Consider the following 23,660-nt stretch of genomic DNA (forward strand, 5'->3'; position numbering starts at 1 on the left):
ACTACCGGAGGAACGAACGAGTGCGGACTGACAGTGTTTCGGGCAGCAACGGGCTTGCCGACGGCGCCCCGGGCCGCGAGGGTGCGGCCGGGGGCGACGGTGCCGGGAAGTTCGGTGCCGTCCGGCCGTTCGATGCAGCGCGAGCGGAAGCGGCCGTGCGGGAGTTGCTGCTGGCGGTGGGGGAGGATCCCGACCGTGAGGGGCTGCGCGAGACCCCCGCCCGCGTGGCGCGGGCGTACCGCGAGGTGTTCGACGGCCTTTTCAGTGAGCCGGATTCGGTGCTGGACACCGTGTTCGACGAGGGGCACCAGGAGATGATCCTGGTGCGCGACATTCCTGTGTACTCCACATGCGAGCATCACCTGGTGCCGTTCCACGGGGTGGCCCACGTGGGGTACATCCCCGGCGCGTCCGGCAAGGTCACGGGGTTGTCCAAGCTGGCGCGCGTGGTCGATCTGTACGCAAAGCGCCCGCAGGTGCAGGAGCGGCTCACCAGTGACATCGCCGACGCTCTGGTGCGCAAACTGCAGCCGCGTGCCGCCATCGTCGTCATCGAGGCCGAGCACCTGTGCATGTCGATGCGCGGCATCCGCAAGCCGGGCGCCACCACGACTACCTCCGCGGTCCGGGGCCTGTTCAAGACCTCGGCGGTGTCCCGCGGCGAGGTTCTCGACCTGATCCTGCGCAAGTGACCGCCGCAGTGGGCAACCGGGACGGGACGGCCGGCCGCGCGCGCCGCAAAGAGGATCCGGGACGCCGGGCGTCGCGCGAGGACGCGCCGCGCCCCGGCCTGCCGCGCCCCGGCCGCTGCGCCGTCATGGGCATCCTCAACGTCACCGCCGATTCGTTCTCGGACGGCGGGCGGTACCTCGAACGCGACCTCGCCGTCGAGCACGGCGCGCAGCTGGCGGCCGCCGGCGCGGACATCGTCGACGTCGGTGGCGAGTCGACCCGCCCCGGAGCCCATCGCGTCTCCGCGGAGGTGGAGCGCTCCCGGGTCGTGCCCGTGATCCGCGGGCTGGTGCGCTGCGGGATCAGCGTGAGCATCGACACTATGCGCGCGTCGGTGGCGGAGGCCGCCGTGGCGGCGGGGGCGTCCGTGATCAACGACGTCTCCGGCGGCCGGGCCGACGCCGACATGGCCCGCGTGGCGGCGGAGGCCGGTGTGCCCTGGATCCTCATGCACTGGCGGGCCGCCGGGGCGTCCGGCGAGTACGTCAACGCCTCGGGCGTCACCGATTACGGCGATCGGGGGGTGGTCCGCACCGTGATCGACGAGCTGCTCCGGCAGGTGGACGTGGGCGTGGCGGCGGGGGTCGCGCCGGAGAACATCGTGCTGGACCCGGGGCTGGGCTTCGCGAAGACGGGTGCGGACAACTGGAAGTTGCTCGCGCAGCTTCCGCTGCTGGTCGCGGAGGGCTTTCCCGTGCTCGTCGGCGCCTCGCGAAAGAGGTTCCTGGGTTCGCTGCTGCCGGAGGAGTCGGGCGGGCCCCGTCCCCCCGCCGGCCGCGACGGCGCGACCGCGGCGGTGAGCCTGCTCGCAGCCCAGGCGGGTGCCTGGGGGGTCCGGGTGCACGATGCCCGCGGGTCCCGTGATGCGCTGGCAGTGCTCGACGCCTGGCCCGGTGGCGGCGGGCGGGTGCCGCGGTGAACGCGCGGTCGCAGTGGCCGCCCGCCGGCGACAAGGTGACGCTGACCGGGCTCACGATCCGCGGCCGTCACGGCGTGTTCGAGCACGAGAAGCGCGACGGCCAGGACTTCGTCGTCGATGTGACGGTGTGGTTCGACCAGCGCCCGGCCGCGGTGTCCGACGACCTGGCCGACACGGTCGACTACGGTGCGCTGGCGCAGTGCGCCGCGGACATCGTCGCCGGCCCGCCCCTCGACCTCATCGAGGCGGTGGCGGCGCGGATCGCGGATGCGGTGGCCGCGTGGCCGCGCATCGACGCGGTGGAGGTCACAGTGCACAAGCCGTCCGCGCCCATACCCCTGCAGTTCGTCGACGTCGCGGTGACCGCCCGGCGCGGTGGCGGGGCGCAGCGATGAGCCGTGTGGTGCTGTCGGCCGGATCCAATGTGGGCGATAGGCTCGCGCACTTGCAGTCGGTGGCCGACGAGCTGGGAGACCGGCTCATCGGCGCGTCGCACGTGTACGTGACGGCGCCGTGGGGCGGCGTCGAGCAGGACGACTTCTACAACGTCACCCTCATCGCCGACGACCCGGGCCGTGACCCGTGGGACTGGCTGCGCCTGTGCCACCTGCTGGAGTGGCGGGCGGACAGGGTGCGTGACGTGCGCTGGGGCCCGCGCAGTCTCGACGTCGATGTCATCGCGTGCTACGACCCCGCCGAGGTCGTCTCGCAGCACCCCGACTTGCTGCTGCCGCATCCGCGCGCCCGCGCCCGCGCCTTCGTACTGGTGCCGTGGATGCAGATCGAGCCGGAGGCGATACTGGGGGGAATCGTGGTGCGCGACCTTGCGGCCGCGCTGGACCCAGCGGAGATCGCCGGCGTGCGCCGCACCGACTTCACGCTGACGCGGTCGGCGCGGTGATCGGAGGGCATGCCGGGATGCGGGCGCGTGCGGTGCGCAGTGGGGGGCGGTGGCTGAGCTGAAGGCGACACGGATCGTCGACCTGGCGCTGGTGGCGCTGCTGTTCCTCGCGGCCGGATGGGCCGTGGCCGCAGCGGCGTACGGGAATCTCCCGTCGGTGCCGACCCTCGTGGGGCTGCCGCTGGTCGTGCTGGCCGGAGCCGAGGCCGCGGCGGGCCTGTTCATCCGGCACCGCGTCTCCGAGGGCGAGGTGGGCACCGGGCTGCATGACCTGAACCCGTTGACGATCGCCCGCGCGGTGGTGCTGGCGAAGGCGTCGGCGATCGCGGGCGCGGTGTTCTCCGGCGGCTGGGCGGGGCTCCTGATCTACCTGGTGCCGCAGCTGGACAGGCTCGCTGCGGCCCGAAGTGATCTGCCGGGCACCATTTTCGGGCTTGTGGCGGGTTTGGTGCTGGTAGCCGCGGCATTGTGGCTCGAGCACACGTGCACGGTGCCCCCGGAGTCGCGGGGCGACGGTGGCGACCGCCACGATGAGTGACTTGCCGCCGGGGTTCCCTGAAGGCCGAGGCCGCTGACGGTATGTTGTCGGCATGACCGTTCCCGGCCGAGACAGTTCTGCGCGCCCCGATCGCCGCAAGGGGGAGCGGCGGACACGCGCGCGCAGACAGTCCGTGTGGGAAGCGGTGCTCGGCGCGTTGATTCTGCTGGCCATCGTCGCCAGCATCATCATGATCTTCACGGACAGCGTGCCGTTGCTGCGGTTCGGTGTAGTCGCCGCGCTGTGGGCGGCCGTCGTCGGCGCCATCGCGATGACGAAGTTCCGCAAGGACTCCGAGAACGACGCGGCCCGAGCCCGCGACCTCAAGCTGGTGTACGAGCTGCAGTTGGAGCGCGAGATCGCCGCGCGCCGCGAGTACGAGCTGGTGGTGGAATCGCAGGTGCGCCGCCAGGTGGAGGAGCGCGTGCAGCACGAGGCCTCCGAGGAACTCGAGTCGCTGCGCATGGAGATGGCTGCGCTGCGGGCGAGTCTGGAGGCGCTGTTCGACGGCGAACTGCCTGATGAGCGTCTGGCCGTGCGCGCCGAATCGCACCGGTTGCATGAGCTCTCGGGCGGGCCCGGACAGATGGTGGCGGCCCAGGCGGCGGAGCTGCCCGAGATCGATGAGGTCGTGGCCGTGGACGGCATCGACGATGCAGGCGCTGCCTTCGAACCCGACTACGAGGCGTACAGGCAGGCCGCGCAGGATCTGCCGGGGGCGGGGGATGAAGCGCCGGTCACCGCGGAGACGCAGGTGCTCCCGGATGGCGCCGACGTCGACGATGAAGCCGTCGACGACACCGACGACGCGGCGGATGCCGAGTTCGCTGAGGCCGCCGTGGTGGACGACGCCGTGGTGGAAGAAGACGAGGTCGCCACGGACTCCGCCCGCCGCGTGCCGGCCGAGGAGGCGCCGGTCGAAGGCGAGCCGGTCGACGCGTACCCGGCGGAGGATGAGGATGCCGACGACGAGGCCGCCGACGACGAGGCGGACGAGGAAGACACTTCGGAGCACGGCACGCGGCCGGGTGGGAACACGGTGGCCGAGCTGCTCGCACGGATGCGGGAGACCGGCAGCGTCCCGGACAACCTCGGTCGCCGCCGCCGCCGGGCACAGGACTGACGCGGCCCACACGGGCCGGGACGGCGACGCATCGGCGCCCGTGAGATAGCTCACCTGGGGCTGTCGGCGTCGCGCACGGCGCGATATTCTCGCGGAGAACGTCCGGTACCTGCACGGCAGGACTGGAACGACTCCGGAAGGACCCACGAGTGGCCGCACCCGGTCAAGATCCCCTGCTGCCCGACGGCGGGCCCCGCGCCGCCGCGGAGTGGCCCCGCCCTGCCCGCTTGTCCGTCGGCGTCATCGCCGCGGGACGGGTCGGCACTGCCCTCGGCGCGGCTCTCGAGCGCGCAGGGCACGTCGTCGGCGCATGCGCAGCGGTGTCCGACGCGTCGAGGGAACGGGCGCGCACACGCCTCCCGGAATCCCGCATCACCCCCGCGGATGCGGTGGCCGCATCGTCGGAGCTGGTGGTCCTCGCCGTGCCGGACACGGAACTCGCGTCCTTGGCCGCGGGCCTCGCGCACACGGTGCCGGACTGGTCCGGAAAGATCGTCCTGCACACCTCGGGGGCGAACGGCGTCGCGATCCTGGACCCGCTCGCCGCGCGCGGCGCGATCTGCCTGGCCGTCCACCCCGCCATGACCTTCACCGGGGACCCGTCCGATGTGGATCGCCTGGGTTCCGCATGCTTCGGGATCACGGCGCCGGATGAGGTGTCGACGGCCATCGCGCAGTCTCTTGTGCTCGAGATCGGCGGCGAGCCCGTCGTCATTCCCGAGGATTCCCGCACCCTTTACCACGCTGCGCTTGCGCACGGCAGCAATCACCTGGTCACGCTGGTGCGCGACGCGGCGAGCGCGCTCGCCGCGGCATTGCGCCCACGGGGTTCCGGGGAGGCCGATGCGGCGGCGTACGGCACGATCACGACCGAAGCAGGGGCGCCCGAGCGCATCCTCGCGCCACTGCTGACCGCCGCGCTCGACAACGCGCTGCGTCACGGCGACCGCGCGCTGACCGGCCCGGTGGCGCGGGGGGACGCGGCCGCGGTGGCCGCGCATCTGCGGGAGCTCGACGTCGTCGACGCGGAGGTCGCCGAAAGCTACCGCGGGCTCGCACTGCGGACGGCGCAGCGTTCCGGCGCGACGCGGGCATTGATAGACCTTCTACGCCCGGCGGGAACGGGCTGCACCGAAACCGATTCCGAACGGCAGGAGCACCACCTGTGACGCTGCAAGCACGTGACTACACCCCCGGCGGACTGACGGTCCACCACGAGCCGCGACGGATCACGGCCGTGACCCGGGCCTTGCGCGGCGTGGGCCGGCAGGTGGTGCTCGTGCCCACGATGGGGGCGCTGCACGAGGGACACCTGGAGCTGGTGCGGCAGGCCAAGCGCGTCCCCGGGGCGGTCGTGGTCGTGTCCGTGTTCGTGAACCCGCTGCAGTTCGGCGAGGGCGAAGACCTCGACGCGTATCCGCGCACGCTCGAAAGGGACGTCGAACTGCTGCGCGCGGAGGGCGCCGAGCTGGTCTTCGCCCCGTCGGCCGCCGCGATGTACCCGCACGGGCCGCGCACGACGATCCACCCGGGGCCGCTGGGGGCGGAGCTGGAGGGCGGCGCACGGCCCACCCACTTCGCCGGCATGCTGACCGTGGTCTGCAAGCTTTTCCAGATCGTCGCGCCGCATGCCGCTTTCTTCGGAGAGAAGGACTACCAGCAGCTCGCGTTGATCCGGCAGATGGTCACCGACCTCGACTTCGACGTCAAGGTGGTCGGCGTGCCCACCGTCCGTGAGTCCGACGGTCTGGCGCTCTCGTCACGCAACAGCTACTTGACTCCCGAGCAACGCACCCTCGCCACCACGCTTTCCGCCGCGCTGGTGGCCGGGGCCCATGCGGCGGCCGGCGGCGCCGAGGCCGTGCTGACCACGGCGCGCGGGGTCCTCGACACGGTGCCTGAGCTGGACGTGGACTACCTCGCACTGCGCGGGCTCGACCTGGGCCCCGCGCCCGAGGTCGGCGACGGACGACTGCTCGTCGCAGCCAGGCTGGGGACGACCCGGCTCATCGACAACGTCGGCGTGCCCATCGGAACGGGCTTCACCGGTTCCGACACGCCCGGGGTGCCGGAGGATGCGGAGGCCGTGCCCTGACCGCACCCCGCCGATACGCGATCACCCGAACACCGGCTCCCCGGTAGCACCACCAGGAAGGACCCTCATGTTCCGCACGATGCTCAAGTCCAAGATCCACCGCGCCACCGTCACGCATGCAGACCTGCACTACGTCGGCTCGGTCACGGTGGACGCCGACCTGATGAAGGCTGCCGACCTCTACGAGGGCGAGCAGGTCGCCATCGTCGACGTCACCAACGGGGCCCGCCTCGAGACCTACGTGATCACGGGGGAGCCGGGCTCCGGCGTCATCGGCATCAACGGTGCCGCCGCCCACCTGATCGACCCGGGTGACCTGGTCATCCTCATCTCCTACGCGATGATGGACGAGAAGGAGTCGCGCGAGTTCCAGCCGTCGATCGTGTTCGTCGACGAGAACAACGTGCCCGCCGAGGTGGGCGGCAACCCGGGCCACGCTCCCGCGGACTCGGGCCTGACGAGCCTCCAGCACCGTGATCCGTCCATCGAGCGGGCCGCGGGACTCGTGGGCAGCCCGGCCTGACGATGCTCCTGGCCGTCGATGTAGGCAACACGAACACCTCGCTCTCGGTCTTCGACGCGGACGCACCGGGCGGAGAGCCGGTGCTGCGCAGACGCATGCGCACCGATGCGCGCCAGACGGCAGATGAGATCGCGCTGGTCGTCCGCGGGCTGCTGGGCGAGCGGGCCGAGGCGATCACGGGTGTCGCCGCGCTGGCCACGGTGCCGTCGGTGATGCGTGAACTGCGGCTGATGCTGGAACGCTACTGGCCGCACATTCCGCATGTCGTCGTGGCGCCGGGGTTGCGGACCGGGGTCCCCCTGCTGGTGGACAATCCGAAGGAGGTCGGGGCCGATCGCGTGATGAACGCGCTGGCCGCGCACCACCTGTTCGGGTGTCCCGTCATCGTCGTCGATTTCGGCACCTCCACCCGCGTCGACGTGGTCAGCGGTGCCGGGGAGTTCCTGGGCGGGGCGATCGCGCCGGGCATCGACATCTCGGTGGACGCGCTGGCGGCGCGGGGCGCCGCACTGCGCAAGGTGGAGCTCGCCCGGCCGCGGTCCGTCGTGGGAAAAAGCACGGTGGAGGCGCTGCAGTCCGGCATCGTCTTCGGCTTCGCCTGCCAGGTGGACGGCATGGTGGCGCGGGTGCGCGAGGAGCTGCCGGAGTTCGCCGACGACGACGTGGCGGTGGTCGCGACCGGCGGCCTGGCCGGGGTGGTCCTGGGCGAATGCGCCGCGATCACCGACCACGTACCGGACCTCACCGCGGTAGGCCTGCACTTGGTCTTCGAGCGGAATCGGGCGGGCTCACGCGCCGGCCGCCGCCAGGTGCGGTGACGGTCTGTGCAGCCGGGTCCGCCTGTGGCATAATCGCACGCGTGAGTATCGGTGCCGACTCACGGCATGCTCCTTCGCAGGATGGTCGTATGCATGCCGTGAACACGCAGAGCGCGCGCCCGGGGTCCGCCCGGTCCGGCGCTGCCTGCGCGCGCCGTCCGGAGTGTTGTCGAGGCTGATTTCCGCCTCCACCTCCGCGTAGCAGCAATGTCTGCGCATCTCACACTTCGGAGTACCTCCATGACCACTTTCATGGCCACCGGTGTCGCAGCGTCCGCCTCGGCGCTTCCCGCGTCCGCCTACCCCGCCGCCATCGACCGCGACGCCGTCGTCGTCGATATCCGCACCTATGCTCAGCGCGCGGTTGCAGGGGCACTTCCCGGCGCGCTCGCCATCGCCGCGGACCTCGTCGAAGCGCGCCTGGACCCCGCATCGACCGGGCATCTCGCCGTGGCCGCCGATCCGCGCGTGCAATGGGTGCTGGTCAGCGACGACGGCACGCTCGCGTCGATGGCTGCGCAGGCGCTGCGCGCGCTCGGCGTCCGCAATGCGGTGCACGTCGACGGCGGATTCCTGGCACTGGAACGTCTGGGCCTCGTCGCGGCCGGCGATTCCGCGGGGCATGTGCGCAGGGAGGCCGCCGCCATCTCGGCGCACTGACGGAATCCTGCGGCAGGGACCGGCGCGGCGCGCGGCCGGGGACGGAGTGACGAAGCACACCGATTACCCTTGTTTGCTGTGAGTGACAATGCGCCCGATTTCCGCAGCCCCGAAGATCCCGGCCAGAAGGCGGCTTCTGCGGGTACGCCACGGACGGGGCGGCCCGACGGCGCCGATGAATCGACGCCGGAGCAGCACAGGATCCGCGCCGCCAAGCGGGAGCAGATGCTCGCCGAGGGCATCGAGCCGTATCCGGTGGCGATCGACCGCACGCATTCGCTCGCCGAGATCCGCGCCCGATACCCCGAGCTGGAACCGGATACGCAGACCGGAACGGTCGTCGGCATCGCGGGACGGGTGATCTTCGTCCGCAATACGGGCAAGCTGTGCTTCGCCACTCTTCAAGAGGGCGACGGTACGCAGTTGCAGGCCATGATCAGCCTCGCGGCCGTCGGGGCGGAGTCGCTGGCACGGTGGAAAGCGCTCGTCGACCTCGGCGACATCGTCTACATCCACGGTGAGGTGATCAGCTCACGCCGCGGAGAACTGTCGGTGATGGCGGATTCGTGGCTGATGGCGTCGAAGTCGCTCCGCCCGCTCCCGGTGGCGCACAAGGAGATGAACGAGGAATCGCGGGTCCGTCAGCGCTATGTCGACCTGATCGTGCGGCCGGACGCGCGTCGGATTGCGCGTGAGCGGATCGCCGTCATGCGGGCGCTGCGCGATTCCATGGATTCCCGGGGCTTCCTCGAGGTGGAGACCCCCATGCTGCAGACGATCCATGGCGGCGCGGCGGCGCGGCCCTTCGTCACGCATTCGAACGCGATGGACATGGACCTGTACCTGCGGATCGCGCCGGAATTGTTCCTCAAGCGCTGCGTGGTCGGCGGGATCGACCGGGTCTACGAGATCAACCGGAACTTCCGCAACGAGGGCGTCGATTCCACGCACTCGCCGGAGTTCGCGATGCTCGAGACCTACGCCGCCTACGGGACCTACGACGACTCGGCCCGGATGACCCGCGAGCTCGTCCAGGAGGTGGCGGATGCCGCATTCGGCACCCGCCAGGTGACCTTGGCGGACGGTACCGTCTACGACGTCGACGGCGAGTGGACGGAACTGGAGATGTATCCGTCGCTGTCGGAGGCGTTGGGGCACGAGATCACGCCGGATACCACGATCGACGAGCTCGCCGCGCACGCCGAGCGGCTCGGCGTGGAGGTGCCGGCCACGGCCGTGACGCACGGCAAGCTCGTCGAGGAGCTGTGGGAGTTCCTGGTGGGCGACCACTTGCACGCCCCCACGTTCGTGCGCGACTTTCCGGTGGAGACGTCTCCGCTCACGCGCCAGCACCGGACCAAGGCCGGGGTGACCGAGAAGTGGGACCTGTACGTGCGCGGATTCGAGCTGGCGACGGGCTATTCGGAGCTTGTGGATCCGGTGGTGCAGCGCGAGCGCTTCGAGCTGCAGGCGCGGCTCGCGGCCTCGGGCGATGACGAGGCGATGGTGCTCGACGAGGACTTCCTCGCGGCAATGGAACATGGAATGCCGCCCACCACCGGCACCGGAATGGGGATCGACAGGCTATTGATGGCGCTCACCGGCCTGGGGATCCGCGAGACAATTCTTTTCCCCCTGGTCAGGCCCTCGCGGGATTGACCCGGGATTCACTCTCCGCCTGATGCGGGGCGCCGCACGATTGCGGCGCCCCGCATCAGGCGTCTCGGATGGAAACGCCATTACGCGTAGGGCGCCGGAGTCGGGTCGGCTCCATCGGATGCGCCATCATGCCTTCCTCGGGGCGGCGCCGTCCGCAGTATTGCTGTCGGCGCCGGGTCGGAGCGGTTCACCGATAATCATTCCGTGATTTGCGATGCGGATGCAATAGTCGTCGAATAGGTCTACGATCGCAAATGGAAGGCGCACAAGGGTCGAGATGTCCTGAATCGCGTGTTCCAGCACACGTGATCGGGTCGCAACCCGGCTGGGTCACGCGGACGAAACCGAAGTGAGGGTTTGATGGCAAAGAAGGTCACGGTCACGCTCATCGACGATCTGGATCGGGAATCGGAGGCCGTTGAGACGGTTGAATTCGGTCTCGACGGCGTCGGATATGAGATCGACCTCTCAGAGGAGAACGCGGAGAACCTTCGCGAGCTGATGCGGGATTGGATCATTCATTCCCGCAAGGTGAGCGGCCGTCGTCGCGGTCAGCGCGCGTCGACCGCGCCCCGCTCCACGAACAGCCGTGAGGAGACGGCGGCCATCCGCCGTTGGGCGCGGGACAACGGATTCAAGGTGTCCTCGCGCGGACGCATTCCCAGCGAAGTGCTGGAGGCCTACGGCAAGGCGCACTGAGCCCGCGCGCTCTGGACTCGCGCCTTTCCGGGGCCGGTCGCGGGCCGGCGGTTGCGGGCATCTCGGGCGGGAGCTCCGCAGCCGTGCAACGGCCGTCCGGCATCGTTTCGCCGCGTCCGGCAGACGTGCGCGGTCCCCGCGATTCGACATCGCGGGGACCGCGCACGTGTTAGTTTCCGGCGATCGGGACAAATCACGTGGGGAGATGTGCGGATGGACTCATCGCGGGCGGATACGGATCGGCCGAGGGGCGGGTCACGCCCCACCAGGCGGCAGAATAGGCGCGGCCGATTGCGCCGGGCCCTTTCGCACACGGTGATGGCCATGGCCGCCGGCGCACTCGCGGTCGGCGGGGTGGCCGCGGCGCCCGCAGCCGCCGATCCGCTGCCGGTGCCGCCCACATTCTTCGCGGGCATCCCCTACGAGCTGGCGGATCCGGGCGGGTCGTTGCCGGGCGTCAATGATTGGGATTGCGTGCCGAGCGCCGAGCACCCCGATCCGGTGATTCTCGTGCACGGCACGGGCGGGGGAGCCCAGACCAACTGGGGCGCGATGGCTCCGCGCATCAAGAACGCGGGTTATTGCGTGTACGCGTTGACCTACGGGGTGAATCCGGGGACGCCGTGGCCGCTCAGCGCCATGGGCGGGTTGACGCGCATGCAGGATTCCGCGCAGGAGTTGTCGGTGTTCGTCGACAAGGTGCTGGCGGCCAGCGGGGCGCAGAAGGTGGACTTCGTCGGGCATTCGCAGGGCACGTTGATGCCGAATTACTATGTGAAGTTCCTCGGCGGCGCGCCCAAGGTGGACAAGTACGTCTCGCTGGCGCCGCTGTGGAAAGGGACTACCGCCGGCGGCGCGAGCGAATTCACCGCGAAGCTCGACAAGGCCGCGAAGACGAATCCGGCGGCCCGGCAGTACGCGGACCTGATGAACGAGTACTGCGGGGCGTGCTCGCAGATGTCGGCCGGGTCGCCGTTCATCGAGAAGATGAACGCGGGCGGCACCTACGCGCCGGGCGTGCAGTACACCAACATCATGACGCGGTACGACGAACTGGTGGTCCCATGGACCGCCGGGTACGTCGAGGCGCCGAATGCGACGAACATCGTTGTACAGGACACCTGTGCGCAGGACTATTCGGACCATCTCGCCATCGCCGCCTCGGTGCGGTCGCAGGCGATGGTCCTCAACGCGCTCGACCCCGCCCATCCGGTACCGGTGCCATGCGTGTTCGTGCCGCCTTTCCTCGGTTGAGGGGCGGCCGACCCTGCCGCACGACGAGTGCGGAGCCGAACTCACGAGGAGCGTCCATGGCACGTCGACACGGTGACCGCACAGTGGGGCGGGGGGTGGTGGCCGTGGCGGCCGTGCTCGCGGTGTTCGGGGCAGCGCCGGCGACGGCGTCGGCCGCTTCGCCGTGGGATCGGATCACCACGCTGACCGACACGTTCATGCCCGTGCTGAGGAACCCCGGCGGGTCGCTGCCGGGCGTCAACGATTGGGGGTGCACGCCCGGCGCGGAGCATCCGGAGCCGGTGATCCTCGTGCACGGCACCTTCAGTGATCAGCAGATCAACTGGGGGGCGATGGCGCCGCGTCTCAAGGACGCGGGCTACTGCGTGTACGCGCTCGACTACGGGGTGAATCCGGGGACGCCATGGCCGCTCAGCGCGTTCGGCGGCCTGACCCGGATGCAGGATTCCGCGCAGGAGTTGTCGGTGTTCGTCGACAAGGTGCTGGCGGCCAGCGGGGCGCAGAAGGTGGACTTCGTCGGGCATTCGCAGGGCACGTTGATGCCGAATTACTATGTGAAGTTCCTCGGCGGCGCGCCCACGGTGGACGAGTACGTCTCGCTGGCACCGCTGTGGAACGGCACGGACGCGGTGGGCCCGCTGACGGCGGGGGCCGGCACGGCGGCGCAGGGCGACCCGGTCACGGATGCGATGACCGCTCTGATGGACGAGTACTGCGGTGCCTGCGCGCAGATGACGGCCGGGTCGCCGTTCATCGAGAAGATGAACGCGGGCGGCACCTACGCCCCCGGAGTGGAATACACCAACATCATGACCCGGTACGACGGGACGGTCGTCCCTTGGTCGTCGGGATACGTGGAGGGGCAGAACGCGACGAACATCGTCGTGCAGGACGGCTGCCCGCAGGACCACTCGGATCACTCGTCGTTGGTGGCGTCGGTGCGCGCGCAGGCGATGGTCCTCAATGCGCTCGACCCGGCCGATCCGGTGCCGGTGCCGTGCGTTGCTGTGCAGCCGTTCTCGGGTTGACCGGCGTGGCCCACGCTGTTCGCTGTCGGCGTAGGGGGCCTGGAAGTATTCGTTGACGTGCGGCGTTGACCCGTAGGACACGGATCCTGGTGTCGGTGCGCCGACCGGGCCCGGGTGACCGGCTACGGCCGGTCGACCGGGCCACTAGAGTATCGGGTAGGTGCCGGGGCGGTGCGTGCATCACGGTGGACGCGTGGTCCCGGTACGGGTGTTCCCGCAATCCGGAATGCCGGCGTCGCCCTTCACCGGGTGCGCCAGACCGCAGGCCAGCGTGACTGTGTGACAAGAGGCTGCGTATCCGCGCCGTGCGACGGGTACGCCGCAGTGACGGCTCTGCTGCCGAAAATGTGAGGGAGAGCAATGTTCGAGAGGTTTACCGACCGCGCGCGGCGCGTCGTCGTCCTGGCCCAGGAAGAGGCCCGGATGCTCAACCACAACTACATCGGCACGGAGCACATCCTGCTGGGCCTCATCCACGAGGGCGAGGGGGTCGCCGCCAAGGCCCTGGAATCGCTGGGCATCTCTCTGGAAGGCGTGCGGAGCCAGGTCGAGGAGATCATCGGACAGGGGCAGCAGGCCCCGTCCGGGCACATCCCGTTCACGCCGCGCGCCAAGAAGGTCCTCGAGTTGAGCCTGCGCGAGGCGTTGCAGCTCGGCCACAATTACATCGGCACGGAGCACATCCTGCTGGGCCTGATCCGCGAGGGCGAGGGCGTCGCCGCGCAGGTGCTGGTCAAGCTGGGCGCGGACCTCAACCGTGTGCGTCAGCAGGTGATCCAGCTGCTGTCGGGGTATCAGGGCAAGGAGGGCGCTGAGGCGGCCACCGGCGGGCGCAGCAGCGAGTCCGGCACGCCGTCGACGTCTCTGGTGCTCGACCAGTTCGGACGCAATCTCACGCAGGCTGCGACCGACGGCAAACTCGACCCGGTGATAGGCCGGGCCAAAGAGATCGAACGCGTGATGCAGGTGCTGAGCCGGCGCACCAAGAACAACCCTGTCCTCATCGGCGAGCCCGGCGTCGGCAAGACGGCCGTCGCCGAGGGACTGGCGCAGGCCATCGTCGCCGGCGACGTGCCGGAGACCCTCAAGGAGAAGCAGCTCTACACCCTGGACCTGGGATCGCTGGTCGCGGGCAGCCGGTACCGCGGTGATTTCGAGGAGCGCCTCAAGAAGGTGCTCAAGGAGATCAACACGCGCGGCGACATCATCCTGTTCATCGACGAGCTGCACACGCTCGTCGGCGCGGGTGCGGCCGAGGGCGCCATCGACGCGGCGTCGATCCTCAAGCCCAAGCTGGCCCGCGGCGAGTTGCAGACCATCGGCGCCACCACGCTGGACGAGTACCGCAAGTACATCGAGAAGGACGCCGCCCTGGAGCGCCGCTTCCAGCCGGTGCAGGTGGGCGAGCCGTCGGTGGAGCACACCATCGAGATCCTCAAGGGGGCTGCGCGACCGGTACGAGGCGCACCACCGGGTGTCCATCTCCGACAGCGCGCTCACCGCGGCGGCCACCCTGGCCGACCGCTACATCAGCGACCGATTCCTGCCGGACAAGGCCATCGACCTGATCGACGAGGCGGGCGCGCGCATGCGCATCCGCCGCATGACCGCTCCGCCGGACCTGCGCGCCTTCGATGACCGGATCGCGGACGTGCGCCGCGAGAAGGAGTCGGCCATCGATGGACAGGACTTCGAGAAGGCCGCCAGCCTGCGCGACCAGGAGAAGCAGCTCATCCAGCAGCGGGCCGACCGCGAGAAGCAGTGGCGGTCCGGCGACCTCGACGTGGTCGCGGAGGTCGACGATCAGGAGATCGCCGAGGTTCTGGGCAGCTGGACCGGCATCCCCCGTGTTCAAGCTGACGGAGGAGGAGACGAGCCGCCTGCTGCGCATGGAGGACGAGCTCCACAAGCGCATCATCGGGCAGAAGGACGCCGTCGCCGCCGTGTCCAAGGCAATCCGCCGCACCCGCGCCGGGCTCAAGGACCCCAAGCGGCCGTCCGGCTCCTTCATCTTCGCCGGGCCCTCGGGCGTCGGCAAGACCGAGCTGTCCAAGGCGCTGGCAGAGTTCCTCTTCGGTGACGACGACGCGCTCATCCAGATCGACATGGGCGAGTTCCACGACCGCTTCACCGCGTCGCGGCTCTTCGGCGCGCCCCCCGGGTACGTCGGCTATGAAGAGGGCGGCCAGCTCACCGAGAAGGTGCGGCGCAAGCCGTTCTCGGTGGTGCTGTTCGACGAGATCGAGAAGGCGCACCAGGAGATCTACAACACGCTCCTGCAGGTGCTGGAGGACGGCCGTCTCACCGATGGCCAGGGGCGTCTGGTGGACTTCAAGAACACCGTGCTCATCTTCACCTCCAACCTGGGCACCTCGGACATCTCCAAGGCGGTCGGCCTGGGCTTCACGTCCAACGACGCGGAGCAGGACAACTACGAGCGGATGAAGCTCAAGGTCAACGACGAGCTCAAGAAGCACTTCCGGCCGGAGTTCCTCAACCGCATCGACGACATCATCGTGTTCCACCAGCTCACCCGCGACCAGATCATCGAGATGGTGGACCTGATGATCACGCGGCTGGAGACGCAGATGGCCGCCAAGGACATGGCGATCGAGCTCACCGAGAAGGCGAAGTCGCTACTGGCCAAGCGCGGCTTCGACCCGGTGCTCGGCGCCCGGCCCTTGCGCAGGACCATCCAGCGCGAGATCGAGGACCAGCTCTCGGAGAAGATCCTCTTCGGCGAGGTCGGCCCCGGCGAGATCGTGCTCGTCGACGTCGAAGGCTGGGACGGCGAGGGCTCCGGGGACAAGGCCGCATTCACGTTCACCGGGCAGCCGCGGCCCGATGCCCTGCCGGACACCCCCGAGGGGGCGCTGGCGGGGGCCGGCGGCGAGGAGCAGTCCTCGCAGTCCGGCGGCGATAAGGCCGGCGGCGAATAGGAGCGGCGCGAAGAACTCGAGGACAGGCGGCGCCGGGCGGCACCCATCGCGGGTGCCGCCCGGCGCCGTCCGTCGGGTCATCGGCGCGCGGGCGGCGATTTACTACGACGGGTAGTGACTTTATTCGTGTCGGCGGCGATGATGGGTGTGGCAAGGATCCGTATGCGCGTCACGCGGACGGGCCGCCGCGGGCGCACCGCGCGGCCCGGACGGGACGCGACACATCGAGAGGACGTCAGATGCCCAAGCGCAGCGCACGCACCGAGTGGACCGGCTCATTCCAGGAGGGGTCGGGCAGGGTCGAGTTCACCAGTTCGGGGCTCGGCACCTTCACGACCTCGTTCCCCACGCGCTCGGCCGACGCCGCCGACGGCACCACCAGTCCGGAGGAGATGATCGCCGCGGCGCATTCCGCCTGCTTCGCGATGCAACTCTCCGCGGTGATCGGGGAGGCGGGCGGCACGGTGAAGAAGCTCGACGTGACCGCGGAGGTGGGACTGGGGCCGGACGACCCCGGCTTCAAACTCACCGGCATCGCCCTGACGCTCCGCGGCGAGGTGGACGGCATGGATGCGGACGCGTTCGCCACGGCGGCCCGGACCGCGAAGGAGATGTGCCCCGTCAGCAAGGCGCTCGCGGGGGTGGACATCACTCTGGACGCGCAGCTGGCTTGAGCCGACGCACAGCCGGGCACATCCCGAAAGCCGTACGGGGCCGCCGGCGGGGGACGATTCCCGCCTGCGGCCCCGTACGCGCGTGTCCGGTACTCAGCGGCGGACGTTCTCGACGACCTCGAACTCGAGCAGGGAGGCGCCCGTGGCGACGGGCTTCGGCTTGTCACCCGCGTGGGCGGCCTTGCCGCGGCCGTCGGCCCATGCCTGGAAGGCCTCCTCCGTCTCCCACTCGGTGACGACGAAGTAGCGGTCCTCGCCTTTGGTGGGGCGCAGCAGCTGGAAGCTGACGAAGCCGGGGGAACCCTCGACCGCGCCCGCGCGCGCCGCGAAGCGCTTCTCCAGTTCCGGCCCCGCGCCCTCGGGGATTTCGATGGCATTGATCTTCACGACGCTCATGCCACGACAGTACCGGGCGGCCGGCCCCTGGGCCGGGCGTGCGGCGCGGCGCGGCGGTAGCGTGCTGGACCGTGGGTATCGGCAGGCAGGATCGCGAGCGGCTCGGCATCACCGATCACGGGGGTCCCGACGGGGCCGGTCCGGGTGACGGCCGCACGATCCTGCTGCTGCACGGGCTGATGGGCAGGGGGAGCGCATGGGCGCCGCACGTGGGGTGGCTGCGCCGGTACGGGCACGTGTACACGCTCGACGCGGCCTGGCACAGGGGACGCGAATGGGTGGATCCGTACGCGGAGCTCCACGATGTCGCCGTACCTGCCGGAACTGCGGAACCCGCCGACGCCGCCCTCCGCACCGAACGGTTCGTCGCGGACGCCGCCGCGGCGCTGGAGGCCGTGGGCGACGGGCCGGCGGTGGTGATCGGGCATTCGATGGGGGGACTCCACGCGTGGTGCCTGGCCGCAGCGCGGCCGGACCTGGTCGAAGCGGTCGTCGTCGAGGACATGGCTCCGGACTTCTACGGTTGGACGACCGGCCCGTGGGACGGATGGTTCGGCAGCTGGCCGGAGGAGTTCACGCGTGCGCAGGCGACCGGGATGTTCGGCGAGGTCGCCGGACGGTACTTTCTGGACTCGTTCGACCGCACGGCGCACGGCTGGCGACTGCACGGGCGGATCCCGGTGTGGCAGCGGATCGCCCAGCACTGGGGGACGCGCACCTACTGGCGGCAGTGGTCGCAGGTCCGGTGCCCCGCCCTGCTCATCGAGGCCGAACACACCTTGACGCCGGAAGGGCAGATGCGCCGGATGGCCGTACAGGATCGCGGTCCCGGCGTCGCGACCCGGTATGTGCGCGTCGCGGATGCGGGGCATCTGGTCCAGTCCGACGCGCCCGACGAGTACCGCGGCGCGGTGGAGGCGTTCCTGTCCGAGCTGGGAGGCCCCCCGCGGTGAGCCTTTCGGCGCCTCGTCAGTGCTCGCCGGGCAGCGCGAACATGCCGTCGGAGGTCTGCTCGATGAGCCCGTCTGCGAGCAGCGTGCCCAGTGCGCGGTCGCGCTGGGCGGGTTCGCGGGTCCACGCCGCGTCCAGCCGTGCGCGTGCGACCGGACCGCGTGCCGCGCGCAGTACGGCCATCAGCCGGCCACGCGCCTGCCGGTCGGTGCCCTCGAACTTCTGCGTGGCACGTCTGGGCCCCTCGTATGTGGGGAAACCCAGTGAGCGCCAACGACATTCGGTTAAGGGGCAGGTGTCGCAGCCGGGGGTGCGTGCGGTGCAGACGAGCGCGCCGAACTCCATGAGCGCGGCCGACAGGCGTGCCGCCGCCGCGGGGGCCGCCGGGAGCATCGCGTCGACGTCCTCCAAGTCGCGGCGGGTGGACGGCGGACCGGGGTCGCCGCGGCCGTGGACCGTCCGTGCGACGACCCGCCGCACGTTGATGTCGACCACCGGCACGCGCTGGCCGTAGGCGAAGCAGGCGATGGCGCGGGCGGTGTAGGCGCCGATGCCCGGAAGACCGAGCAACGTGTCGACGTCGCCGGGCACCGTGTCACCGTGCTCGCGCGCGAGGATGCCGGCGCACTCGTGCAGACGCAGCGCCCGGCGCGGGTATCCCAGGCTCCCCCACTCGCGCAGCACCTCGCCCGCGGTGGCCGCGGCCATGGCCGACGGGGCGGGCCAGCGCCGCGCCCACCGTTCCCATACGGGGAGCACGCGCGCGACCGGGGTCTGCTGCAGCATCACCTCGGACAGCAGGATCCGCCATGCGTCGGTCCCCGTGCGGCGCCAGGGCAGATCGCGCCCGCGGGCGGCGTACCAGCCGGCCAGCTCGCCGGCGGGACCGCGCCCGTCCGTCGCCGTGTCCATCGGCGGCCTCCTCCCGTCGCTGCATCGGTGACTGTACTGGTCAGTAGCAATTTCGATGCGTTCCGTCGAAACCTCGAAAGTCGGGGGGTCGACGAATTGACGACTTTTCGCAGGTACATACTGAACCCATGCCGAATTCGAATCCTGTCTCTGCCTGGAACGCCCTCAAGGAGGGTAACCGTCGTTTCGTGGAAGGTAAGCCCCTGCACCCGTCCCAGGGTGTGGATCGACGCGAGGAGCTCGTGGCCGCGCAGCATCCGACGGCGGTGATCTTCGGGTGCGGCGATTCGCGCGTGGCCGCGGAGATCACCTTCGATCAGGGCCTCGGAGACGTCTTCGTGGTCCGGACAGCGGGGCATGTCCTGGACGATTCGGTGCTCGGCTCGATCGAGTTCGCCACCGAGTTGCTCGAGGTCCCCCTCGTCATCGTGCTGGGACACGACAATTGCGGGGGCCTCGGTGCGACGCTCGACGCGCTCGACAACGGCAACATCCCCTCCGGCTTCATTCGCAGCATCGTCGAGCGGGTCGCCCCGTCGGTGCTCCAGGGGCGGCGTGAGGGGCTCTCCACCTTCGACGAGCTGCTGGGCAAACACGTCATGGAGACGGCCCACCTGCTCACCGAGCGCTCGCAGCTCATCGCCCAGCGGGTCGAGGAGGGCAAGTGCGCCATCGTCGGCCTCACCTACACCCTGTCGGACGGACACATGGAGCTTCGGGGCGTCATCGGCGACGTGGGCGAGCAGGTGGCCTGACCGACACCGACACGCCGATCGAGGTGCACCCCGTCGCCGCGATCCTCGCCTACCGTTGACGGCGTGTGGGAACCGGAGGGGCCGCTGCCCCAGCAGATCTACCGGCGGCGACGCTTCGCCGCGGTGGGCGTCGCGCTGGTCGTGCTCATCGTGGTCGTCATCCTCGTCGCCGTGTCCTGCGGCGGCGGGTCCGACGAGCCGTCCGCGGCCGCCGTGGTGAAGACCTCCGACTCGCCGGAGGCTCCCGCCACCGCCGAGTCCGGAACGGCCACCCCGACGGGGACCGCGACGTCGTCCGGAACCGCCGTTTCCGGCACCGCGGCGCCGGGCGAGGCGCCGCAGCCGGCCGGCGCCGCCCAGGCCGAAGGCCAGGAGACGACGGTGCCCGGTGGGCAATGCGCGGATTCGTCCATCGGGCTCACCGTGGCCCCGGATAAGCCCAACTACACGGTCGGCGAATCGGTCACGTTCATCTCGACGGTCACGAACATCGGCTCGGTGCCGTGCGTGCGCGACCTGAGCGGGCCGATGATCGTCAACACCGTGGAAGCCGTCGACGGCGGCCAGGTCTGGTCCAACGCGGACTGTTTCCCCGGCACCGGCAGCGACATCCGCACGCTCGAACCGGGGGAGCAGGCGCAGTTCAAGATGGTGTGGGCGGGGACCACGTCGAGCCAGGGGTGCACGCCCGCGGACCGGAAGCCGGTGCCGCCGGGCGTCTACGCGGTGACCACCCACCTGGGGTCGCTCGCCGGCAAGCCCGTGCCGTTCAACATCCACTGACCCGCGCACCCGGTATTCAGAAGGGGCGCAGATCACCCCAGTCGTTCGGCGATGCCGGCCTCGGCGAGGCGCGACAGTCCCTCGCGGATGTGGCGTGACCACATCGGCGTGATCCCGTCGACCGATTGCAGGTCTGCGGCGGTGGCCGCGAGGAGCTCGTGCAGCGTGCCGAACGCATCGACCAGCTTGTCCACCTGGGTGAACTGCAACCGGGGGATCCGGGTGAGCAGCCGGTAGCCGCGCGGCATGATCGGCGAGTCGAGCGACTCGATCGTCGGCGTGTAGCCGAACGCCCGCGCCAACGTGGTCAGGTCCAGCAGGTCGGCGCCGGTGAGCTGGTCGATCGCCTCGAGGGCGGTGCGGATCCGGCTGCTGTCCGGGAGGGTGCCCCCGGGGAGATAGTCGCGCACCAGCAGCTCCCGGCCCGCGTCCCGATTGCCCACCAGCTCCTCGAGCTGCAGCGCCAGCTGACGCCCGTCCGTGCCGAGCTCGACGACGTGCTTCTCCAGCTCGGTGGACTGCCGCCGGACCATCTCCAGGCGCTGGACCACCGTCATCGCGTCGCGCAGCGTGACGAAGTCCTCGATCTCGATCACCGACAGCTGGCGGTCCACCTCGTCGAGCCTGCTCCGGTAGCGCTCGAGCGTGGCCACGGCCTGGTTGGCGCGCGACAAGATGGTGCCCGAATCCTCGATGAGGTGCCGGTGCCCGCCCACGTACACGCTGACGATGCTCATGGACTGGCTGACGGACACCACCGGATGGCCGGTCTGGATGGCGGTGCGCTCGGCGGCGCGGTGGCGGGTGCCCGATTCCTCCGTGGGCAGGTTGGCGTCCGGCATCAACTGCACGTTGGCCCGCAGGATCCGCGTGCAATCGGTGGACAGGACGACGGCGCCGTCCATCTTCGACAACTCGCGCATGCGGGTGGGCGCGAAGGCCACGTCGAGCTCGAATCCGCCGTCGCAGATGCTCTCCACGAGCGGGTCGTAGCCCAGCAGGATCAGGGCGCCCGTGTGGCCGCGCAGGATCCGTTCGAGACCGTCGCGGAGGGCTGTGCCGGGTGCCAGGCGGGCGACGGTGTCGCGCAGGCTCGCCGTTTGGCGCCGCTCTTCGATGGGCACGTTCCCCGCCTTTCTCCCGGCCTGCGACTCTCCGGCCCGCGACTTCCCACCTGCGACAGGCTCCCGGAAGCGACACGGCCGGTCTGTGCACGCGGCCCGGCGTCCGCACGCGGAACCGTACCGGGAAGATGTGTGCCGGCGCACGATCCGTGGAGGCGCCCGGCGGGTCGCGTCACGCCGCAATTAGATTACCTGCCCATGAGCAGCAACTGGACGGTACCCGGGGAGGCCGCGCCGCCGGAGCGGCATCCCGAAGCGCCGGCACCCGGTGAACCCATCCCGGAGCACTGGCACGGATGCTTCGGCTGCCGCGGCACCGGCGACGGCGGACTGGGTCTCGACGTGTCCGCGGGCACGGGCGCGGAGGTGACCGGCAGGATCGTCGTCGACCCGGCCTTCGAGGGCGGTCCGGGGGTGATCCACGGCGGCGTACTGTCGTCGGTGTTCGACGAGGTGATGGGCTTCTCGGCGAAGCTGCTCGCAGTCGAGGTGGTGACAGCGCACCTGGAGGTGGACTTCGCGAGTCCGGTTCCCGTGGGGTCGGACCTGACGGTGCGGGCACGCGTGGACGGGGTGCTGGGCCGCAAGCTGTACGCGTCCGCGGAGGTGTATGTGGACGGGGCCGAGACGCCCGCCGGCAGCGCACAGGCTCTGTTCATCACGATCGACCAGGCCGTGCACTTCCGCGACCTGGTGGGGAACTCCACCCGCATCTGACGGTGCGCACTACGTGCGCAGCCCCGACTCGAGCGCCGCGGACAGGTCCGAGACCTCGACGGCCCGCGTCGCTGCGGGCAGTCGGCCGCTGTCCGGCGGGACGAGCGCCGTGGGGAACCCCAGTCGCGCGGCCTCGGCGATACGCCGCCCCGCCCCCGTCACGCGCCGTACCTCTCCGGCCAGGCCCAGCTCGCCGATCGCGACCGTGCCGTCCCGGACCGGGCGGCCCGAGACGGCCGACGCGACGGCCAGGGCCAGCGCCAGGTCCGATGCGGGCTCGGTGACCCGCATGCCGCCCACGGTGGCCACGTAGACGTCGTTCTTGCCGATCTTGAGCCCGGCGTGCCGTTCGAGCACGGCGAGGACCATCGCCACCCGGGACGAGTCGAGTCCGCTCACGGCCCTGCGCGGCGACGGCAGAGCCGATTCGACGACCAGCGCCTGCAACTCGCCGAGCAATGGGCGCTTGCCGTCCATCGTCACGGTGACCGCGGTGCCGGGCACCGTGCCGTCGCGGTGATGCAGAAAGAGGCCCGAGGGGTCGGCGATGCCGGCGATGCCGTCGTCCCGCATCTCGAAACAGCCGACCTCGTCCGCCGCGCCGAAGCGGTTCTTCACGCCGCGCACCATCCGCAGCGTCGAGTTCTTGTCGCCCTCGAAGTGCAGGACCACGTCGACCAGATGCTCCAACGTGCGCGGACCGGCCACGGCGCCGTCCTTGGTGACGTGCCCCACCAGCAGCACGGCGATCCCGCGGGCTTTCGCCAGCGCGGTGAGTGCGGCGGTCACGGCGCGCACCTGCGTGGTGCCGCCGGTGACGCCGTCCGCGTCGTGCGCGAGCATTGTCTGCACCGAGTCCACCACCAGGAGTGAGGGCGCGGTGGCATCGACGTGGCCGACGACCGTGGCGAGATCGGACTCGGCGGCCAGCAGGACGTCCTCGTGGACGGTGCCGGTGCGCTCGGCTCGGAGCCGCACCTGGCCTGCAGACTCCTCGCCGGTGACGTACAGCGCACGGCCGCGGCCGCCGAGGGCCCAACGGTGGACGACCTCCAGGAGCAGAGTGGATTTGCCGGCTCCCGGTTCGCCTGCGAGCAGCACCACGGCTCCCGGCACGATGCCGCCGCCGAGGACCCTGTCGAGTTCGTCGACGCCGGTGGGCACGGCCCGCGTGGTGGTGGCGTCGACGGTGGTCAGCGGCACTGCGGGCGAGGAGGGCAGAAGTGCGACGGGCATGCGGGTGGCGCCGCGGTCCGGCCCGCCGCCGACCGCGGCGAGCTCCGCGCGCTCGTGGAGGCTGCCCCAGCTGCCGCAGCCGGGGCAGCGACCGGCCCACTTCGGCGTCGAATGGCTGCATTCGTTGCAGCGGAACGAGACTCTGGTCTTTGCCACGTCTCGAAGCATAGGGCGGGGCCCCGACAGGAGTGGCAGGAGTGGCACGTCGGGGCGCGGGGCGTGGG

At 70.5% G+C, this 23,660-nt stretch carries 24 protein-coding genes and 1 pseudogene; 21 read left to right on the forward strand and 4 right to left on the reverse strand.

What is annotated here, in order from left to right; all coding sequences use genetic code 11:
• Positions 1 to 20: 20 nt before the first annotated feature.
• The 17 genes and pseudogenes from folE (at position 21) to H4F70_RS03735 (ending at position 16,562) form a co-directional block, all read left to right on the forward strand.
• Positions 21 to 692, forward strand: coding sequence for a GTP cyclohydrolase I FolE (folE, locus tag H4F70_RS03655; RefSeq protein WP_182347286.1), 672 nt, complete (start codon positions 21 to 23; stop codon positions 690 to 692).
• 125 nt (positions 693 to 817) lie between these two features.
• Complete coding sequence (gene folP, locus H4F70_RS03660) at positions 818 to 1,651, forward strand: dihydropteroate synthase (protein ID WP_182360150.1); 834 nt, start codon at positions 818 to 820, stop codon at positions 1,649 to 1,651.
• Complete coding sequence (gene folB / locus H4F70_RS03665; protein ID WP_182359071.1) at positions 1,648 to 2,046, forward strand: dihydroneopterin aldolase; 399 nt, start codon at positions 1,648 to 1,650, stop codon at positions 2,044 to 2,046. Before folP ends, folB begins: the two co-directional genes overlap by 4 nt.
• Positions 2,043 to 2,552 carry a 2-amino-4-hydroxy-6-hydroxymethyldihydropteridine diphosphokinase gene (gene folK / locus H4F70_RS03670; protein ID WP_182359072.1) on the forward strand — a complete coding sequence of 170 codons (510 nt, stop codon included), beginning with the start codon at positions 2,043 to 2,045 and terminating at the stop codon, positions 2,550 to 2,552. Before folB ends, folK begins: the two co-directional genes overlap by 4 nt.
• A 49-nt stretch (positions 2,553 to 2,601) precedes the next feature.
• Entirely contained in the window at positions 2,602 to 3,090 is a 489-nt protein-coding gene (locus H4F70_RS03675) for a DUF3180 domain-containing protein (RefSeq protein ID WP_235681323.1), read from the forward strand.
• Positions 3,091 to 3,142: 52 nt separating this feature from the next.
• Entirely contained in the window at positions 3,143 to 4,213 is a 1,071-nt protein-coding gene (locus H4F70_RS03680) for a DUF6779 domain-containing protein (RefSeq protein ID WP_182359073.1), read from the forward strand.
• A 176-nt stretch (positions 4,214 to 4,389) separates the two neighbouring features.
• A complete protein-coding gene (locus H4F70_RS03685) occupies positions 4,390 to 5,382 on the forward strand; it encodes a Rossmann-like and DUF2520 domain-containing protein (RefSeq protein WP_182360152.1) in 993 nt (330 codons plus the stop codon).
• The gene (panC, locus tag H4F70_RS03690) at positions 5,379 to 6,308 is read left to right on the forward strand and encodes a pantoate--beta-alanine ligase (RefSeq protein WP_182359074.1); all 930 of its coding nucleotides are present in this window, start codon (positions 5,379 to 5,381) and stop codon (positions 6,306 to 6,308) included. The genes H4F70_RS03685 and panC overlap by 4 nt, the downstream gene beginning before the upstream one ends.
• 67 nt (positions 6,309 to 6,375) lie before the next feature.
• Positions 6,376 to 6,831 carry an aspartate 1-decarboxylase gene (gene panD, locus H4F70_RS03695; protein ID WP_182347281.1) on the forward strand — a complete coding sequence of 152 codons (456 nt, stop codon included), beginning with the start codon at positions 6,376 to 6,378 and terminating at the stop codon, positions 6,829 to 6,831.
• Between the two features lie 2 nt (positions 6,832 to 6,833).
• Positions 6,834 to 7,649, forward strand: a complete 816-nt coding sequence (locus tag H4F70_RS03700) for a type III pantothenate kinase (RefSeq protein WP_182359075.1) — start codon at positions 6,834 to 6,836, stop codon at positions 7,647 to 7,649.
• 240 nt (positions 7,650 to 7,889) lie between these two features.
• Positions 7,890 to 8,309, forward strand: a complete 420-nt coding sequence (locus H4F70_RS03705) for a rhodanese-like domain-containing protein (protein WP_182359076.1) — start codon at positions 7,890 to 7,892, stop codon at positions 8,307 to 8,309.
• Positions 8,310 to 8,510: 201 nt separating this feature from the next.
• Positions 8,511 to 9,968: a lysine--tRNA ligase gene (lysS, locus tag H4F70_RS03710; RefSeq protein ID WP_268968379.1), complete on the forward strand. Its 1,458-nt coding sequence runs from the start codon at positions 8,511 to 8,513 to the stop codon at positions 9,966 to 9,968.
• A 360-nt stretch (positions 9,969 to 10,328) separates the two neighbouring features.
• Positions 10,329 to 10,667 carry a histone-like nucleoid-structuring protein Lsr2 gene (locus H4F70_RS03715; RefSeq protein WP_182347277.1) on the forward strand — a complete coding sequence of 113 codons (339 nt, stop codon included), beginning with the start codon at positions 10,329 to 10,331 and terminating at the stop codon, positions 10,665 to 10,667.
• Between the two features lie 324 nt (positions 10,668 to 10,991).
• Positions 10,992 to 11,921, forward strand: coding sequence for an esterase/lipase family protein (locus tag H4F70_RS03720; protein ID WP_182359078.1), 930 nt, complete (start codon positions 10,992 to 10,994; stop codon positions 11,919 to 11,921).
• 56 nt (positions 11,922 to 11,977) lie between these two features.
• Positions 11,978 to 12,949, forward strand: coding sequence for an esterase/lipase family protein (locus H4F70_RS03725; protein ID WP_182359079.1), 972 nt, complete (start codon positions 11,978 to 11,980; stop codon positions 12,947 to 12,949).
• Positions 12,950 to 13,309: 360 nt separating this feature from the next.
• Positions 13,310 to 15,888 (forward strand): annotated as a pseudogene (locus H4F70_RS03730) (ATP-dependent Clp protease ATP-binding subunit).
• Between the two features lie 239 nt (positions 15,889 to 16,127).
• Entirely contained in the window at positions 16,128 to 16,562 is a 435-nt protein-coding gene (locus tag H4F70_RS03735) for an OsmC family peroxiredoxin (protein WP_182359080.1), read from the forward strand.
• Positions 16,563 to 16,655: 93 nt separating this feature from the next.
• Here the strand turns inward: H4F70_RS03735 and H4F70_RS03740 are convergent, their stop codons facing one another.
• Positions 16,656 to 16,958 (reverse strand): antibiotic biosynthesis monooxygenase family protein, encoded by a 303-nt coding sequence (locus H4F70_RS03740; protein ID WP_182347272.1) that lies wholly within the window; start codon positions 16,956 to 16,958, stop codon positions 16,656 to 16,658.
• Positions 16,959 to 17,035: 77 nt separating this feature from the next.
• Between H4F70_RS03740 and H4F70_RS03745 the strand changes: the two genes are divergently transcribed.
• Entirely contained in the window at positions 17,036 to 17,911 is an 876-nt protein-coding gene (locus H4F70_RS03745; RefSeq protein WP_372497611.1) for an alpha/beta fold hydrolase, read from the forward strand.
• Positions 17,912 to 17,927: 16 nt separating this feature from the next.
• Here H4F70_RS03745 and H4F70_RS03750 read toward each other — a convergent pair whose 3' ends face one another.
• Positions 17,928 to 18,821, reverse strand: a complete 894-nt coding sequence (locus H4F70_RS03750; protein ID WP_182359081.1) for an A/G-specific adenine glycosylase — start codon at positions 18,819 to 18,821, stop codon at positions 17,928 to 17,930.
• A 128-nt stretch (positions 18,822 to 18,949) separates the two neighbouring features.
• Between H4F70_RS03750 and H4F70_RS03755 the strand changes: the two genes are divergently transcribed.
• Together H4F70_RS03755 and H4F70_RS03760 are read left to right on the forward strand one after the other, a co-directional pair.
• Positions 18,950 to 19,576, forward strand: a complete 627-nt coding sequence (locus tag H4F70_RS03755) for a carbonic anhydrase (RefSeq protein WP_182359082.1) — start codon at positions 18,950 to 18,952, stop codon at positions 19,574 to 19,576.
• Between the two features lie 63 nt (positions 19,577 to 19,639).
• Entirely contained in the window at positions 19,640 to 20,359 is a 720-nt protein-coding gene (locus tag H4F70_RS03760) for a hypothetical protein (RefSeq protein ID WP_182359083.1), read from the forward strand.
• A 32-nt stretch (positions 20,360 to 20,391) separates the two neighbouring features.
• Here H4F70_RS03760 and disA read toward each other — a convergent pair whose 3' ends face one another.
• Positions 20,392 to 21,477: a DNA integrity scanning diadenylate cyclase DisA gene (disA, locus tag H4F70_RS03765; protein ID WP_182360154.1), complete on the reverse strand. Its 1,086-nt coding sequence runs from the start codon at positions 21,475 to 21,477 to the stop codon at positions 20,392 to 20,394.
• A 204-nt stretch (positions 21,478 to 21,681) separates the two neighbouring features.
• On the opposite strand from disA, the gene H4F70_RS03770 reads away from it, so the two are divergent.
• On the forward strand, positions 21,682 to 22,200 hold the full coding sequence (locus H4F70_RS03770; protein WP_182359084.1) for a PaaI family thioesterase: 519 nt from the start codon (positions 21,682 to 21,684) through the stop codon (positions 22,198 to 22,200).
• A gap of 9 nt (positions 22,201 to 22,209) precedes the next feature.
• Here the strand turns inward: H4F70_RS03770 and radA are convergent, their stop codons facing one another.
• Positions 22,210 to 23,592 (reverse strand): DNA repair protein RadA, encoded by a 1,383-nt coding sequence (radA, locus tag H4F70_RS03775; RefSeq protein ID WP_182347267.1) that lies wholly within the window; start codon positions 23,590 to 23,592, stop codon positions 22,210 to 22,212.
• Between the last annotated feature and the right edge of the window lie 68 nt (positions 23,593 to 23,660).

Origin of the sequence: Tomitella gaofuii, from assembly GCF_014126825.1 — a bacterium.
Taxonomy (GTDB): Bacteria; Actinomycetota; Actinomycetes; order Mycobacteriales; family Mycobacteriaceae; genus Tomitella; species Tomitella gaofuii.

Bases quoted from the DNA above. Each gene is read 5' to 3' on its own strand.
- H4F70_RS03680 (WP_182359073.1), top strand. From the start codon at position 3,143: ATGACCGTTCCCGGCCGAGACAGTTCTGCGCGCCCCGATCGCCGCAAG.
- H4F70_RS03770 (WP_182359084.1), top strand. From the start codon at position 21,682: ATGAGCAGCAACTGGACGGTACCCGGGGAGGCCGCGCCGCCGGAGCGG.
- H4F70_RS03705 (WP_182359076.1), top strand. From the start codon at position 7,890: ATGACCACTTTCATGGCCACCGGTGTCGCAGCGTCCGCCTCGGCGCTT.
- H4F70_RS03735 (WP_182359080.1), top strand. From the start codon at position 16,128: ATGCCCAAGCGCAGCGCACGCACCGAGTGGACCGGCTCATTCCAGGAG.
- H4F70_RS03755 (WP_182359082.1), top strand. From the start codon at position 18,950: ATGCCGAATTCGAATCCTGTCTCTGCCTGGAACGCCCTCAAGGAGGGT.
- folK (WP_182359072.1), top strand. From the start codon at position 2,043: ATGAGCCGTGTGGTGCTGTCGGCCGGATCCAATGTGGGCGATAGGCTC.
- H4F70_RS03720 (WP_182359078.1), top strand. From the start codon at position 10,992: ATGGCCGCCGGCGCACTCGCGGTCGGCGGGGTGGCCGCGGCGCCCGCA.
- panD (WP_182347281.1), top strand. From the start codon at position 6,376: ATGTTCCGCACGATGCTCAAGTCCAAGATCCACCGCGCCACCGTCACG.
- H4F70_RS03700 (WP_182359075.1), top strand. From the start codon at position 6,834: ATGCTCCTGGCCGTCGATGTAGGCAACACGAACACCTCGCTCTCGGTC.
- H4F70_RS03740 (WP_182347272.1), bottom strand. From the start codon at position 16,958: ATGAGCGTCGTGAAGATCAATGCCATCGAAATCCCCGAGGGCGCGGGG.
- H4F70_RS03715 (WP_182347277.1), top strand. From the start codon at position 10,329: ATGGCAAAGAAGGTCACGGTCACGCTCATCGACGATCTGGATCGGGAA.
- folP (WP_182360150.1), top strand. From the start codon at position 818: ATGGGCATCCTCAACGTCACCGCCGATTCGTTCTCGGACGGCGGGCGG.
- H4F70_RS03725 (WP_182359079.1), top strand. From the start codon at position 11,978: ATGGCACGTCGACACGGTGACCGCACAGTGGGGCGGGGGGTGGTGGCC.
- H4F70_RS03750 (WP_182359081.1), bottom strand. From the start codon at position 18,821: ATGGACACGGCGACGGACGGGCGCGGTCCCGCCGGCGAGCTGGCCGGC.